At 44.4% G+C, this 16479-nt stretch carries 13 protein-coding genes; 8 read left to right on the top strand and 5 right to left on the bottom strand.

Annotation, left to right across the window (positions count from 1 at the left end):
- Positions 1–48 precede the first annotated feature (48 nt).
- From O3Q51_12920 to O3Q51_12910, 3 genes are read left to right on the top strand one after another with little or no spacing between them, the layout of a single operon-like run.
- On the top strand, positions 49–639 hold the full coding sequence (locus O3Q51_12920) for a hypothetical protein (protein MCZ4409718.1): 591 nt from the start codon (positions 49–51) through the stop codon (positions 637–639).
- 58 nt (positions 640–697) lie between these two features.
- Positions 698–1624: an L-lactate dehydrogenase gene (locus O3Q51_12915; GenBank protein ID MCZ4409717.1), complete on the top strand. Its 927-nt coding sequence runs from the start codon at positions 698–700 to the stop codon at positions 1622–1624.
- A gap of 43 nt (positions 1625–1667) precedes the next feature.
- Positions 1668–2270 (top strand): porin family protein, encoded by a 603-nt coding sequence (locus O3Q51_12910; GenBank protein ID MCZ4409716.1) that lies wholly within the window; start codon positions 1668–1670, stop codon positions 2268–2270.
- 59 nt (positions 2271–2329) lie between these two features.
- Here the strand turns inward: O3Q51_12910 and O3Q51_12905 are convergent, their stop codons facing one another.
- The 4 genes from O3Q51_12905 to O3Q51_12890 are packed head-to-tail and all read right to left on the bottom strand — an operon-like array spanning position 2330 to position 6720.
- Positions 2330–4396, bottom strand: a complete 2067-nt coding sequence (locus tag O3Q51_12905) for a hypothetical protein (protein MCZ4409715.1) — start codon at positions 4394–4396, stop codon at positions 2330–2332.
- 54 nt (positions 4397–4450) lie between these two features.
- Positions 4451–4852 carry a hypothetical protein gene (locus tag O3Q51_12900; protein MCZ4409714.1) on the bottom strand — a complete coding sequence of 134 codons (402 nt, stop codon included), beginning with the start codon at positions 4850–4852 and terminating at the stop codon, positions 4451–4453.
- Positions 4853–4900: 48 nt separating this feature from the next.
- Positions 4901–5608: a DUF2807 domain-containing protein gene (locus O3Q51_12895; protein ID MCZ4409713.1), complete on the bottom strand. Its 708-nt coding sequence runs from the start codon at positions 5606–5608 to the stop codon at positions 4901–4903.
- The gene (locus O3Q51_12890) at positions 5605–6720 is read right to left on the bottom strand and encodes an acyloxyacyl hydrolase (protein ID MCZ4409712.1); all 1116 of its coding nucleotides are present in this window, start codon (positions 6718–6720) and stop codon (positions 5605–5607) included. Before O3Q51_12890 ends, O3Q51_12895 begins: the two co-directional genes overlap by 4 nt.
- A gap of 488 nt (positions 6721–7208) precedes the next feature.
- On the opposite strand from O3Q51_12890, the gene O3Q51_12885 reads away from it, so the two are divergent.
- From O3Q51_12885 to O3Q51_12865, 5 genes are all read left to right on the top strand, one after another.
- The gene (locus O3Q51_12885) at positions 7209–11696 is read left to right on the top strand and encodes a T9SS type A sorting domain-containing protein (protein MCZ4409711.1); all 4488 of its coding nucleotides are present in this window, start codon (positions 7209–7211) and stop codon (positions 11694–11696) included.
- Positions 11697–12132: 436 nt separating this feature from the next.
- Positions 12133–14049, top strand: coding sequence for a DEAD/DEAH box helicase (locus O3Q51_12880; GenBank protein ID MCZ4409710.1), 1917 nt, complete (start codon positions 12133–12135; stop codon positions 14047–14049).
- 116 nt (positions 14050–14165) lie between these two features.
- Positions 14166–14921 carry a DUF3667 domain-containing protein gene (locus tag O3Q51_12875; protein ID MCZ4409709.1) on the top strand — a complete coding sequence of 252 codons (756 nt, stop codon included), beginning with the start codon at positions 14166–14168 and terminating at the stop codon, positions 14919–14921.
- Positions 14918–15094, top strand: a complete 177-nt coding sequence (locus tag O3Q51_12870; protein MCZ4409708.1) for a hypothetical protein — start codon at positions 14918–14920, stop codon at positions 15092–15094. The genes O3Q51_12875 and O3Q51_12870 overlap by 4 nt, the downstream gene beginning before the upstream one ends.
- Complete coding sequence (locus O3Q51_12865) at positions 15091–15528, top strand: hypothetical protein (protein ID MCZ4409707.1); 438 nt, start codon at positions 15091–15093, stop codon at positions 15526–15528. Before O3Q51_12870 ends, O3Q51_12865 begins: the two co-directional genes overlap by 4 nt.
- Here the strand turns inward: O3Q51_12865 and O3Q51_12860 are convergent.
- A complete protein-coding gene (locus O3Q51_12860) occupies positions 15525–16475 on the bottom strand; it encodes a transporter substrate-binding domain-containing protein (GenBank protein ID MCZ4409706.1) in 951 nt (316 codons plus the stop codon). The two genes, O3Q51_12865 and O3Q51_12860, sit on opposite strands and share 4 nt — an antisense overlap.
- Positions 16476–16479 lie beyond the last annotated feature (4 nt).

Here is a 16479-nt window from a genome sequence, read left to right as displayed (position 1 = left end):
GGCTCTTGTCTTTCGGGTTGTTTTCGCGCTGTATTAATAGCTTGAGTGATGAAAAAACAATTTCTACTAATGTTGCTGATTTTGGCTTTGAAAGTTCCACTTTCAGCGCAAGATACTTTTGAATGGTCTGAGGATTATGAACTCACCTTGGCAGACTTTCTTTCTCCCGAATCAGAAGTGAATCCTGAATTGACATCATACTCAGTCTATCCGGGAGCGAGTATCCAATTCAGTTACCAAATGAGTAATGCTGAGTTCGCCTTCAAGAAAAACTTCAATCAATACGCGACTTGTGTATTTGATAGAAAGGCAGCTGCGATAATTGCTCCAAATGATGATTTGGTTAATCAGCTTATACGAGTTGCTCAATTCAATTTTGACTTGAATGAACTCTATGCCCGTAAATTCAGGAAAGAGCTTTTTGACCGAAAAAAGTTTGGTTCAAGTGGTGATTTTTTTCAAGTGATTTGGCAAGATTTACAAAGAGAGATGAGCGATGTTTATGCCTCAGTTATGAAGCAATCCGACATGGGTCGCAAGGCTGATGTGCTTCTTGATAAGCATCAATTGGTCAAGGAAGAAATAGATGCACTTGCTGATTTCTGCAAGACTTGTGTTCCACCGAAGAAAAAGAAGTAGATCACTCCGATTTGACAATGTTCTTTCCGAACTTTGATCAGACCTATTTTGGTATATCATGAAGAACTCCGTTGGAATTATAGGCATGGGCTGGGTAGGAGCCAGTGTGGCCATCTCCATTTTGCAAAAAGGAGTTTGTCGAGAGCTTTTGCTCAATGACATAAATCAAGACATCGCTGAGGGCGAAGCCATGGACTTAAACCACGGTACTTCATTCTTTCCGTCGGCTGATATTCACGCGGCGAGCATTGCTGAAATGAAGGACTGCGATGCGATTGTTGTTACAGCTGGAAAAGGTGGCAGTGAAGGCCAATCAAGGTTGGAGCTGCTTCAGGACAACCTGAAAATTGCCAGGTCTATCTCTCATGAGCTAAAAGGATTCAATGGAATCTTGATTATCGTGGCTAATCCGGTAGATGTATTGACCTATTTCTACCAGAAGTATACGGGCCTGCCAAAACAAAGGGTGATTGGAACGGGTACATTTCTCGATTCGGCTCGCTTACGAGAGATCATCGGGAATAAGTTGAACCTTGAACCAAAAACCATTCATGCCCAAGTCGTGGGTGAACACGGAGATTCTTCAGTTGTGCTTTGGTCCCGAGCCACCATTGGCGGCATTGCTATTCGCGAATGGGACGGTTGGAAAACGGAATACGAAAAAGAAATTGAAGATGAGGTAAGATCTGCCGCACAAGAAATCATTCAGCGAAAAGGAGCCACGAATCATGCCATCGGATTGGTTACGGCCACCTTGCTCAAGTGGATTTTGAGAGGAGAAAGAAGGGTCGTTACGTTGAGCATGGTGCAAGAGATGGAAAGTCCGTTTGGACTCATTGCGCTTTCGTTACCGGTAGTCATATCGGACGCTGGAATTGATAAGGTGTTGACAATGAATACTGATCAAAAAGAAGAAGAGCTTTTGTTGGAATCAGCTCATATATTGCGTCAAGCCATTAAAGAAGGCGAACGAGAGACTTTTTAAAAAAAAAAAGTACATTGCTCTGCATAAACCAATAAATATCCCTATGAAAAAGTTAATTTTTGCGGCGTTTGCGGTGCTGTTAATTGGAGCCGATGCGTTCGCTCAATTCGAAATTCGTCCAATGGTTGGATTGAATTTTGGGAATGTGCAAGAAGAGCCCGATGGAGTGACGACTTCCGCTAAGGCAGGTTATCAGTTCGGTGGTCACATTTTGATCGGTGAGAAATTCCATTTCTATCCTGGTATTACCTACGGACAGCAAGTGGTTGAATACGTGGACGACGCAGGAGATGTGTCGATCGATCAAACTATTGCAGGCGTGGAGATTCCGCTTTTTGTGGGATATAGATTTATCGATCCAGAGACAGAGAATCTCTTAAATTTTCGAGTTTTTGCGGGTCCTTCTATGACCTTTCACACAAAAACCGAGTATTCAGAAAGCTTCGTTGATGACGCGGTAGACTGGAAAAGTATGGCTTGGGCAGCTCGTGTGGGTGCGGGTATTGATATTGCCTTCTTGTTCGTCGACTTAGGATATGAAATAGGTCTTACTGATGTCCATGACGTGGATGAAGCGCTGGACTCATTTAGTGACACCAAACACAATTCCTTCGTTATCAATGCTGGAATCAAAATAAGACTGTAAAAGTTTAACATACAACTTTAAAGCCACCTCTCTCCAAGGGTGGCTTTTTTTATACTTTCCTACATGGAGATTATCGAAAGGTGTAGGTTGTCGATATACATCGTATCACCTTCCGGATTCCAGATGTAGGTAAGTAGTTCGCAGCCCTTCTCTTCTATCAGAGGTAGTCTCACTTCCGCATTCACCGTATTCCATGTTCCGAAAATGAATCCTTGTTTCAACAGATATACATCGTCTCGGAATAATTCTATACCGTTTTTTTCAATGGAAATGACAATACGCAGATTGGAATTGGCTTCAGCATAAGCATCGAGATCAATCAATGCGAAGGTGTACTTTTCGGCCAGAGCAGAAATGGAGTCAAAGGGCACCCGAAAAGTGCCTGAATATTCTTCGAGTTTGTAAGCTGACCTACCTGTTTTTTCTACGAAATTTTCTGTCTTGAACTCCAATTCTGACGGTGAGGCGCTATCAAAAACTTCAAGGATAGATACGATAGCTGTTCCTTGACTTCTCGGGGAGATCACCTCTTCTATTTGGTAGAGTTCCATCCCTGTCTTTTCGTCACGTTCCAGGAGTCGACTTGTTTCGGTAGGGTATAGAGCAGTGTAGGGCAATTGGTCATTGTTCATTCCCGAAAGCTGTAAGGTATATGGATTGAAAAGAAGATAATTCTGATTGGTGGCTTCATAGGCTTTTTCCAAATCTGAGTAGCGTCGAACTTTAATTTCGGATGAATCAAATCGCAGGTAAAACCGCGTGAGGCGCTCTTGAACGGGGCTGGTATAAATGGTTGATCCGTTTTCAAGCTTCTCCAATTGTTCCACTATCCACTCTCTTTGTTCGCGATACTTCACTTGATCAGAGAAAGAAAACATTTCCCACGGCAGAATGAGCATAACGCCAAAAGTCAAAATAGGAAATAGAAATCCTGCTTTTCGGCGAATGATTGGAACGAACCCAAGAAGAATAACGCCTGCAATCGGAAGCCAAAGCTTTTCAAATTCTTTATTATCAATTTGGTAAGCTAAGAGTGCGAAAGCTATTGCCAACATGGGAAGCACAATATTGTACCGACCTGCAGAGATGTATTTGGAGAAAACAAGAGCAGCCACAAGAGCGAGTATCGGTGTGAGAAAAAGATAATGTCGCACGTCCAAGCACATCGGGTTGTAGGCAGTGGGAGATATGGTCATGAAGTTTGCTGAGAGCAAAAAGACTATCCCGGTCAATAATGAATACCGCAAAAGGGAGTAGTTTTCGCCGATCAGTCTGAACTTTTTGCCAATCAAACCGGCAATTAGAAAAATCATTCCGGGCAATAGCCCATATTGAATTCCCATCTCCCAAAATCCTTTGGTGACCCTTTCGAGAAGAAAGCTGCTTGGCAGTTCCGCATAGCTGCAAGCGTTCATATAAGCGTTTCCGGCAATTGCTGTAAATCGGCTGAAAAATGATCCGGTGAGCCACCAAGTGGCAAGAAAATATACTCCAAGGAAAAGGGCTCCTGACCCAACGGCAGCCAGCCAAAAAGACTTTTCTCTTCTTCGAAAAAGATCTATGGCGAAAATGAACAGCGCCCATGGAAGCGCTAGTACAATCGTTCCTTTGGCTAAAAAACCCAAAAGTAGGGAGAGTGAAAAGACCGCTCCGTAAGCTGCTTTTCGCCTGCCGAAACTATTGATGCCGCGCCAGTAGAAAACAACGGTGGCGAAAACAAAAAATGCCACCGTCATATCGGGCATGAGCTTATCGGTATAAAACAGAAACCACTGAGGTAACAGTGCCAACGACAAACCGATGGACAAAGCGATGGGTCCCTTTTTCCAAAGCAATGAAGTGACCAAAAAGGCAAGCAGAAAGCTGAAAACTAAAGCGGGGAGAGTAGCGCCAGTATCGGTTACTCCAAATATTGCAAAAGCAACAGCAGTGGGGCCGGTAACGGAAACACGATGAGAGAAGTGATTGGAAAAATCAGGTTCGCCGTTCAATAGATTTACGGCAGCTCTGGCATATTCCATATCGTCGTAACCGTAGTGACCAATGTACACCAAGTTATGATAAAGCACGATCACCAGAAGGTGCACGAGGAGTACGACCCAATTGACGGGTTTTTTTCCGTTCATGGCTCGAAATTATGAATTCAGCCTGTCTTGAAAGAAATTACTTGCAATCAAGAATCAAGCGGTTTTTGAAGCTAGCCATGCCATTGGTATATATGCCAAAAGTAAGTCCACAGCAATAAACCAGGTAGGTGCAGGAATCATAAATACCGCCGCTATTCCGCCCAACATGGTAAATACACCAATGGCATATGCGAGTTTGACTTTGTGCGTAGCTGCTACTTTCACCGCTATTAATGCTCCTACCAAAGTACCTAGTGCATGAGCCAAAAATGTCATAAAGAAATTTCCATAACTGAAATCATCTATATGCTCTGCATAGGTGTTTACGTCATTTGGGTCGAATCCTTCGGGAAGTGGAAAAACGGATGGTGAAATGGTGACTATAGCCATATTGACAATTCCTCCGATTATTGCTCCGAGTACAAAGGCGAGAATATTCCGCAAAATAGGATTCATACTTGATAAGTTTGGTTTGGACTAAAAGTAAAAGAAATTTTTAAGTGTCTATGGCACAACGATCAACTCGCCTTCGCCTGAGTTTTCGATAAGAGTAATAACCTCCGGAGCTCCGGAAAGAAAGATGTCACCTCGATTGTAGATGGAGTAGGAGAATTCATCCAAGGCTTTCACCGCACAAGACGCTCCTGAATGATTTTCAACAAAGACTCTGGTTGCGCTGAGATCTGAGGCCTCGACTTGCATCAATGCGTAATTAAAGATATCCAATTTATCCGCCTTTCCCGAAAAGGTCATCACTCCTCCGCAAGGGAAGTTGTTATAATATGAAAACTCACGACAGTTCAATTTAAGATCTGCTATATTTAGTTTGCTACTGACTATGAGAAGAAGGTTATCTGAGCGGAGGGTGTCGATCGAAGAAATCGTACAACTCTCACTCGCTTTGATTTGTGCTAGAGAATCGCAATAAACGTCCAATATCACTTTATTGGATTCAGGCCATAGCCAAGCCGCCTTTACTTTGTTTTCAATCACTACTGAGTCTCCCGTGGAGATTACTTCAAGATCTTCTATAAAACGCTCTGATCCATTGGCTACAATTTTGAATTCATCAGAGGTGTGAAAACGAACCTTAAAACTATCATTGAACTCAATTTTATTGAATGCGTCTAAATCGAATGTCCTGATTAGTTCCTCGTCTTTTGAGCAACCCCAAAAGACAATCAATAGCAAGATATAGTAGAGTCTTCTCATTTTCCCCAGCGATAGCCGAATCCAAATTCGGGGTGATCTAAAATGTGCAAGTGCGACTTCATGGCAAAGTAGGCAATGAATTTTTCCGAGACATCGTAACGTACCATAGCTCGATTGTAAATTGGCTCGTCTTCTACCTCATTGGCAAGGCCGACGTAGACACCGGCTTGAAGAATAAGGCGCAGTCGATCGTAACGCAAAGAGAATGAACCGTGGATTCCCGTGCTCCATTGCATGATGGGTTCATACGTTTTACTATCGTCGATGGTGAGCTCCGTTTCTGCTGATCCGTCGTAAAAAATATCGGGCCCGATTCCGACTGATATGATTCTTGAAAGGGGCTTCCATAGATCTCCCGTGGCTGATAGGGTGAAATGCCGAGAGTCTTTCAGGGCTCTGGTCGATTTGAACCCCGGAGCAAGGGCTACTTCGTAAAAGACCTTTTTAGACGGCGAGAATTCTTCTGTATTTCCGGCTAATCTTTCTCTTTTAAGCACGTAGTTCAATCCCAAGTAAATTGTTCCATTGTTGATCCCGATATTCGGCTCGGCCGTATTGGCATTGGATAAGTGGCCGAAAGCCAATCCCGTTTGGATTCCCAGCGCATCAGAGAGCTGATAACGCAGATCGACTTTCGTTTGAAAATGAGCGTTCAGATTTGAACCGACCACCACGTTGTAAGGGTTGGTCTCTTCGTCGTAGGTTTTGGTGACATACCCCAAACCTAAACCCAAAGAAATTCCTGCATTGAACTTGGGTGATTGAAAAACGGGCAGCCGAATGAATGGAAAGAGGGCAATTTCACTACCGTGAACCTCACTGCTTCCGAGTGTTGTGTAAAACAATGTAAGCCCTACCGTAGGATAGTTGTATATCGCGTTCCAAGAATTTTTGGCGCCAAGCCTTTTTTCAAGAGATATTTCACCGCTTCTAACGGGCTCATCCGTGAGGAGAATGAAGCTCGAATACTCGGGAATCACAAATCCATAATGTCCATTGACACTCAAGCTGAGGCCACCATCAAGCGAGTCAACACTGGCTTGACCAAAAGTAATTTGATGGGCAATGGCGACCAAAAAGAACGCTATAAAAAAATTGAATTGACTTTTCATTCTAACGAGTCAACGAAGATCGAAAAATACCGATGAGTATGATAAAAGTTGGTCAAAGTATTAAGTACGAAGTATCAAGAAAAGACCTGATACCATAGGCCCAACCATTCTTGATTGATCATTCCTAAGTTAACGGTGATCGATCAAACTCTCTCTGCAACCTCCGCGGCTCAGCGTTTAAATCAGCTAATTTCGTACGAAGTATTAAGTACCAAGTATCAAGACAACTCAGGCCTGACCATTTTTAATTGATCATTCCTAATTGATCACTACCCACTGAAAAGCTGCCCACTGGTCACTCCCAATCGACCATGTCTATTTCCCAATTTTTCTCTGATATCTGACCTCTAAATATTTGATCTCTGAAATTGTGTTCACCTTTTCAATTTAGATCGATGAACATGCAAACCCGCTCGACGAGTTGTATAAATAATCAATCTAAACCTACCTTAAACTCTTTAGCTCCGAGGGCACTAAACCAAAATTCAATGAAGTATTGCTTACTTAAAACCAAAGAGGGACTGAGGCTCATCGGCCTCCTTTTCCTGTGCTTTACAGCTACGGCAGCATTTGCCGATGTAGAACCAAACAACTCAACTGCCACCGCCACTCCTCTGGATTTGGCGACAGAAGTAACGGGAACCCTGAATACGGAACCGGCTGTCGACGCAGATGATTATTATGCAATTGATCTGCCTGACAACGGATCTCTCGAAGCCAATGTAACTTATAGTGAAGGCATGACGGGATTTCTTTATTTCTACCGATCTAATGGGTCTCAGATTACAAATGTATCCGTCAATGGAACTGCAGTCCTAAACGCAGATTGCGTCGGGTCAGGGCTAATTTACGTTCGCGTGAGTTCGTCCAATACAGGGGATTATACCCTCTCGGTAGAATTCACACCGCCCCTACAGATCGGTGATATGGAGCCAAATAATACGCAGGCCACTGTCTTGGAGACTTTTGCGGCTAACGAAGAGTTTACAGGGCATATCGGCTATACCAATCCGGTGACTGATTCAGAAGATTGGTTCGACGTGGTGATGCCTGAAGATGGTTCGTATACACTCACCATGGATTTTGAAGGGTCGTTCACCGGCTTTATGTACATCTATGAATCCGATGGATCATTGGTTACTAATACCAGTGTAAGTGAAGGTACCGAGGTTCTCACGATTGATTGTAGAGCTGCGGACACCTTTAGCGTCCGACTTTTTCGGTCCACAGGATGTGGATCCTATACGGGATCGATGAGTTTTGAAACAACGTTTTATCCGGGTGATGCAGAGCCAAACAATACACAAGTCACCGTTCAGGAAACATTTGATACTGACGAAGAATTCACCGGTCGGATCGGTTACATTAATGCCACAAATGGAACCGATGGAGAAGATTGGTTCAACGTGGTAATGCCCGAAGACGGATCATATACACTTACCATGACTTTTGATGGCTCCTTCACTGGCTTCATGTACCTCTACGAGTCGGATGGATCGCTAATAACAAATATTGCAGTAAGCGAAGGTGTCAATGAGTTCACAGTTGATTGTCGTGCTGCCGATACCTATGGCGTGCGTATTTTCAGATCCACGGGTTGTGGATCGTATATCGGGTCTATGAGTTTCGAAACTACGGTATATGATGGTGATTTGGAGCCCAATAATGTGCAGGTAGACGTTCAGGAAACCTTCAATGCCGACGAAGAATTCACCGGCCGTATCGGATACATCAATGTTACAAGTGGTACCGACCCCGAAGATTGGTTCGACGTAGTAATGCCCGAAGACGGATCATTTACGCTTACCATGGAATTTGAAGGATCATTCACCGGATTTATGTACCTGTATGAGTCTGATGGATCGCAAATAACTAATGTTTCGGTGAGTGAAGGTATCCACGAATTCACCGTCGATTGTAGGGCGGCTGACACGGTATCAGTCCGCGTCTTCCGATCAACAGGATGTGGTTCTTACATTGGTTCGGTAAGTTATCAAACGACTGTTTACGCAGGTGATCTGGAGCCTAACAATACGCAACTGACTGTTCCCGAAGGTGAGATCTACAACAATGGAGATGATTTTACCGGTCGAATCGGGTACATCAACGTTGCCAGCGGAACAGATCCTGAAGACTGGTTTGCAATAGCCTTGCCCAACGATGGAACGGTTACTTTCAGTCTGGACTTCGTCGGAACAGGAACGGGCTTTTTCTATTTATACGAAAAGGATGGATCCCAATTGGTTAACTCCAGTTTTGCCGAGGGAAGTCAATCCATCTCAGCCACTTGTTTTGCGGCAGACACTATTTTTGCTCGCATCTTCAGGTCTACTTCATGTGGTTCGTATACGGGCAATGTGTCGGTGGCACCAAATATATACGCCAACGATGATGAACCGAATGGAGCTCTCGCTTCTGCAATACCATCGGCAAACGGAACTGTTAATGAAGGCCACTTAGGATACATCGATGCAGATACGGGTGTTGATACTGAAGACTGGTATCAGCTGGAAGTAGCTGAAGTTCCTTTTGATTTTCAAGCTGAGTTTAATGTCGTCGGAACCATGTCAGGTTTTATCTACCTCTACAATGGCGGCGGATCTCAGTTAACAAATTCCGCATATGGCGAAGGAGAAAATACATTGAATTTTGAGATTACCGAAGCAGGAACTTACTACGTCAGGCTCAGTCGTTCGACGGGTTGCGCTCAATACACTCTTGGTGATTTTTGCGGAAGTGAACCTACTGTTGAGATTAGCGAAGCAGACCAAACCGTTTGTCCCGGAGAGGAAGTTACTTTCTCAGCTACCGCAGGACTAGCCGAATATCAATGGATTTTGAATGGAGCTGTGGTTGGCACTGAATCAACGATTACTACTGCCGAAACAGGCAACTATTTCGTTCTTGGCTTTGATGCCAACGGTTGTATTGGTGTGTCAGAAAGTGTAAATCTCTCCAATTTTATTGTACCTCAATTAACTGCTTCTGCCAACGGTGATGCAACGATTTGCGAAGGTGAGTCCCTCATCATTGAGGCAAGTCCCGGTTTTGCCAATTACCTATGGTCCAATGGACAAATCGGTCAATCGATTGAAGTAACAGTAGACGGGACTTTTTTCGTTACCGCCCTCACTGCGGACGGATGCTCGGCAGAATCAAATGAAGTGGTCATAGATGTGAAAGATGTCCCAACTTTGATGATTGTGGCTGATGGTGAAACCGAAATCTGCGCGGGCAGCTCCGTTACGCTTAGTGCGAATGACGCATTCGAATCATACCTCTGGAATACGGGGGATACGGGACCTTCTCTGATAGTAGAAGGAACGGGAACTTATTTCGTAACCGGAACGACCGTAGACGGATGCGAGGCCATTTCCAACTCAATTTTCGTGACTGTATTCGATGATGAAGGCCCATGTGTGCTTGACTGCGCAGGTGTTCCCGGTGGTTCAGCTACTACGGATGAATGCGGCGTTTGTGATGATGACCCAACGAACGACAACGAGACGTGTACCGACTGTGCGGGTGTGATTAACGGAGAGGCATTCCTCGACAATTGCGGCGAATGTGTTGGTGGTACTACGGGCGAAGAAGCTTGTACGGAGGATTGTTTTGGTGTTCCGGGTGGAACAGGTATAGTTGATGAATGCGGTGTTTGCCGTGAGGCGGATGACCCCGATTTCAATAGCACCTGTACCGATTGTGCCGGTGTTCCGAATGGAGAATCCATTCTCGACGAATGCGGTGTTTGCCGTCTTCCCAACGATCCTGACTTCAATAGCACTTGCGCGGATTGTGCCGGAGTTCCAAACGGAAATTCAACCGAGGATGAATGCGGAGTCTGCGACGACAATCCCGATAACGACAATGAGACTTGTGCGGACTGCGAAGGCGTGCCGAATGGACCTGCTGAGCCGGGAACTTCCTGCGATGCAGACGGACAAGCGGGAACGTATGACGAGAATTGCAACTGCGTACCCGATGTGGTGAGCTGCGACTATGTGTACTTCTTGGCTTCTGCCAATGAAGGCGGTGGATCGGACATCTACAGCTTTATGGTTGCTGACGATGCTGATGAAGCCAGCTTGAGTCTCATTGCTTCTCTCGAAGTGGAAGTGAGCTTGGCTTACGATGAGGTAAGCGGATTGCTCTATATGGTGCACAGAAATGATGCAGCCTACCAAACGCTAGACATGAATGCCACTGAAGTCGTGCCAAGCGAAGTTATTGAAACGCAGTATTCCGTTTCAGGATTTACGGGCGCTGGTTTCAACGATGGCTCACTTTTCGCTTCAAGCGAATTGATGAATCGAGTGTACACGTACCACCCACAAGATGGAGTAGGGGTAGCGGTTTCGGGTGCCAATATCGGCGATGGTGACATAGCCTTCGGTGAGAATGGCATGCTCTACTTGGTTTCTTCGGGGCCCAATCGAGCTTTCGAAGTGATCATCGATGGTCAGAATGTCAACTTGGGCTTTGTGCCTGAGGGATCTTCAGGACTAGCGCTACGCAGCGACGGAGACTTCTTCCTATCGGTTGATGGTCGTCAGAGGCTAATCGTAGGTGATGCTGATGCCAATGACACCGGTCAGAGAGTTCAGCTCTTACTGGATGGAGAGTCATTCTTTGTGAATCAAGGCGATATGGCTTCGGGCTGTATGCCGATTAATGTAGCCGGTATTTGGACAGGCACAAGCACAGAGATGCAATCTCATTTGAATCTTGAAATTGCACCCAATCCAACCGAGGGAACATCATACGCAGTGTTCAGTTCTTCGAAAGAAGCTGCTGCAACGCTGGAAGTATATGATATGACCGGAAGGAGAGTAGCTATGCTTTTCAACGGAATGATGGATGCTGATGCAGAATACCGCACTGAGTTTGATGGAAGTGGATTACCCAATGGGGTCTACCTCTATCGCTATACCAGCGGAGCACAGGTGGAAGTCAAGAAGTTGATCATAGCCAGATGAGTTAAATAGCAACCATTAAACTATAGAACCCCGCTCGTTTTCGAGCGGGGTTTTTTTGTTTAAGGTTTTTCGTTTTATGAATTTGTCTATGCCGAATAAGGCGGATTATGCAGACGTTGCTTCTCATAGTTTGATACCATTACTTGATTTCAAAAACTTTGAAAAGCGTGAATCTATGGATTGGATACTTTTGTAAAGTAATGATGAATTTCCAGATTGGCTGACCTTCATGTATATAGTTCATAATATTCTTCAAAGCGTTCATGAATGAGCAGACGACAAACTGGCTGAATCAAAGGCGAAAATAGAGTCGCTCTTAAAAATCAAAGGCTCGAAAAATTGAGTTATCTTTGCGGCCTGATTAATAGCGGGCATACATACTTAATTACTTCATCTTTCCTCAGCCAGTCCCGCAGGAACACATCACAACAATTTCATGGAAAATTTTTTGGAATCGGGCTTAAAGCCTGAAATATTGCGGGCTATTGACGATATGGGCTTTACTAAGCCTACGCCCGTTCAGGTAGAAACATTGGCTTTACTAGAGGAAGATGCAAGCGACTTGGTGGCACTCGCACAAACGGGAACGGGTAAAACGGCTGGTTTTGGGTTGCCGTTGGTACATCACGTTGATACATCTTCGAAATTTACTCAAGCATTAATTCTCTGTCCTACGCGAGAACTCTGCTTGCAGATCACTAAAGACATACAAGATTACGCCAAGTACATTGACAATCTGTTTATCACTCCTGTCTACGGCGGAGCACCTATAAGCACTCAAGCTAGATTTCTGAACAAGGGGTCGCAAGTCGTGGTTGGAACTCCGGGTCGAGTAGTGGATATGATCAAGAGAGGTATTCTCAAGTTGGAAAATATCGAATGGTTCGTTCTCGATGAGGCGGATGAAATGTTGAACATGGGATTCAAGGACGACTTGGAGAGCATCTTCAAAGAAATGCCGAAAGAAAAATCAACGTGGTTGTTTTCGGCTACAATGCCTCCGAAAGTAGAAAGCATCGCCAGAAAATACATGGGTGTAGCCAAGCGCATCAGTATTGGAAAACGAAATGAAGGCGCCAAGAACGTTACTCACGAGTATTATATGGTGAAAGCTTCGGATCGATACGAGGCCTTGAAGCGACTAGCCGATGCACATCCCGAATTTTACGGAGTGGTATTCTGTCGAACACGACGCGAGACCAACGAATTGGCTAGCAAGCTCAGCCGACATGGATATCCGGCACAAGCACTAAACGGTGACCTTTCTCAAGCTCAACGGGACTCTGTGATGCGCAACTTTCGCTCAAAGAGTCTGCGTATGTTAGTAGCTACTGATGTGGCTGCACGTGGTATCGATGTAGATGACCTTACTCACGTAATCAACTACACACTGCCGGATGATCCTGAAGTGTACGTTCACCGAAGTGGTAGAACGGGACGAGCAGGAAAAAGCGGTATTTGTCTTTCTATCCTTCACAGTCGCGAGAACCGCAGGCTGAGAGAGATTGAGAAAATGGTGGGCAAGAAGTTCGAGCTCAAGAAAGTTCCAACCATGGACGAAATCGTCAGAGGAAGAGTTTTGGGAGTGGGAGAAGATATTCACTATGCCAACACGGAGCACAAGGATTTTGACAATCTCGTTGCTGAAATGAATGTATTGCTAGCAGAGATGGACCGAGATCAGCTCATTTCTCAGCTTACGCGTTATGCATTGAAATCTATCGAAGTGGAAACGGAGAAAGGTGGAGATATAAATGCCTCTCCTTCTTCAAGAGGAAATGACAGAGACGACCGTGGAGGAAGAAGAGAACGCAGTGGCCGCAGAGATAGAGATAGAGATGACCGCAGAGACCGAGGTGATCGCTACGAGAGGAGTGATCGCGGCAGTCGCGATAGCTACCGTGACCGTCCTGAACGCAGTTCGCGCAGAGATAGTGGCGGAAAGACCGAATCGGGATTTACCACCTTGGAAATTAATGTTGGTTCTAGTCAAGAATTAAAGCCCAATCGATTGATGGGAGTCATCAATGAGGTGATGGGTAATGACAAAGTGAATTTTGGTCGAATTTCGATTGATGCTGAGCGCAGCACAGTGGATGTCGAGCAGAAGTATGCCACTGAGGTGGCTATGTCTCTCAGCGGCATGAACTTTAGCGGACGACAGGTAGATGTGATTGTTACTGACCAACACGTTCAATCATCCTATGAAGATAAACCATTTAAAGAGAAGAAGAGTTTTGGTTCCAAAGGTGGAGGAAAGTTCAAAGGAAAAAAGAAAGGAAGCGGCTATCCGAAGAAGGGTGGGGGTTATCCTAAAAAGGGCAGTGGCTACCCAAAGAGAGGTAGAAGCTAGTATTCCTATATCATAAGACATCAAAGGAACCCTCGAAATTATTCGAGGGTTTTTTGTTTTCAAAATGGATGTCTCTGGAATTTTATTTTTTAGTTTAGGCGCTTAAAGCCAATGTGATGAACGAGTTTCCTACGGAAGAAGAACCACTAGATATTACAGAAGTAAGAACGGTAAAACGTATCACCATGAAGCAAATACTGCACTCGGCAGTTGAGGCCTTCAATATCGAGCGTGGTGGGATTTATACGATTAAGCAGCTGTTTACAAATCCGGGTGCTACCGTTCTTGACTACTTAGGTGCCAATCGTTATCACTACGTTCCACCGTTTCGAATATTGATTGTTACCACGGCTTTAGCTCTGTTTCTTATCGGTTTAGCAGAGTTTACACAACAGGCAAGCACCGACTTCACACAGGGGTATTCGGAATCGGTAGCTGATAAGGGTGGCAATCCGGAAGAAGCTAAAGTTTCAGTCTTGCGGTTGCTTGGTGAAGTTCAAGGTTATTTTAACCTCATTCTTTGGACATTCATTCCCTTTACGGCACTATTTACATGGCTGATGAACCTAAAGCGGAAATTCAACTATGCCGAACATATCGTCTTTCAGACTTACATGTTTTGTCTCAGTAATATGTTGAGTTTTCTTTTTCCGCTCGACCATATTTTACCCGGGTGGGTGGTAGTTCTGGTGATTTACATTTTGATGTTTTTCTTGTATATCTATGGCTACAAAGAATTCCTTAAGAAGTCTTGGTTGCGTTCATTCTTTGAGATGTCTTTCGTTTTAATTGTTAGTTCAGTCATCTGGTCTGCCCTGCTTGGACTTTCACTTGGACTTTATATCGCGATTAATACAAACGCTTTTCAATGAAAACAACGAAATACACTTTATTGATAATAGGACTTTTAGGGATTACAGCTTCTATTTATAACTATATTCAAGGTGATACTTTCTTCGATGTACTATTGGGGTTGGTAACTTCCGCTAGTTTGATCTACGGATATTTCTACTATGCTGATTTTGAAAAAAAGAAAGAGAAATGAAAAGAATACTACTTATCTCCGCAGCGCTGCTACTGCTCGCTTCGTGCACCGAGCCCTCAAAAGAGGTAGAACAAGAAATTGAAGTAACCGAAGTCGAAAAGCCTGCAGCTCCTGAAGTACAACTCAACAATGGCGAACGATGGGTGGCCAATCAAGCTACGGTTGATGGAATCAAAAACCTGAGCGTGATGGTGAGTCAGTTCGATCCGTCTGTCCAAAGCTACGACACTTTGCAATCGAACCTTCGAGATGAATTTGGACTGATTTTTAAGAATTGTACGATGAAGGGCGAAGCACATGAGCAGCTTCACAATTATCTTCTTCCACTGATGGAGCTATTCGGAAAGCTCACACTGGAAGAAAAAGAAGATACCCTCGAAGAAATCAAGAAGCATCTTGCTCGTTTCGATACGTACTTCGTAGCCGAAGTTTAGAGTCCGAAACTCAAAAATGTGACATCCTGAACATCTTGGCTATTGATTCCCGTTCGCTTCACATCGTCGGGAAGATCTTCCCAATTAAGGAGCTTTCCGTTGTAGTAAATATTGGACGAATCACTTGAGCCACCGTTCAGTGAATAAGCGTTTTTCATCACTCTTCCTGCATTGGCTCCCGGAATCATTTCAAGTACTCCGTCGCCATCTACATCTGCTTGAATCCAGTTGAGCTTAAGGATTCGGTGATAGGTGCCATCAACTTGCATTTCTGAAATGGATTCGTTGAATTTTTTCATCAACCCTTCTGCATCCTCAATGTTTTTCTGAATGGCAAAGTGGAGCGCCTTTGTGACGAGTGGAGTAGCTCCCAGCTCTAAATGTTTCTCGGCATCTGCGGCTTGATATGACCTGAGATAGGCCACCAGTAGTCCATCGACTAGAATGTAGTCTACTTTCTTTTCGAGTAAAAGAAGAAGATTGGCTTGATCATTTTTTCCTTTGGTGAGAATCACTCCATCAGCGTTTTCTACTTCTTCACCATAGGCATATCCTTCTACTAGGGCCACTCTTTTTCCGTCCAAGTCACTCATACTTGTGGCGCTCACGTCAGCACCCTTTAGGCCTACCAGAACGAGTTGGTTGTGTAAGATAGGTTCTGAATATAGGAGGAAGGTTTCTCTTTCTTCAGTTTTCCAAAGTGCCGGACTCGCTTGGAAACTTCCTGCTTCAAGTCCTTTGATCACCATATTGAAATCCAGCACGCGCTCTTTTACTGCGATCGAATTTCTATTCAATGCCGTCTTGACAATTTCCGTTGCTACGGCAGTTTCATCAGGAATGTTAGTAAAAGGAGGCCAAACGTCGTACGCCAAACCCAGCTGGGTAGTTTGGCTGTAGCCAAAAGCTGAAACAACAAGAGCAATAGCAAATACGAATATTTTCATCGAA

The organism is Cryomorphaceae bacterium 1068, from assembly GCA_027214385.1.
Taxonomy (GTDB): Bacteria; Bacteroidota; Bacteroidia; order Flavobacteriales_D; family Cryomorphaceae; genus JAKVAV01.
The sequence above is the reverse complement of the archived record's forward strand: the minus strand, read 5'-3'. Positions and strand labels throughout refer to the sequence as shown.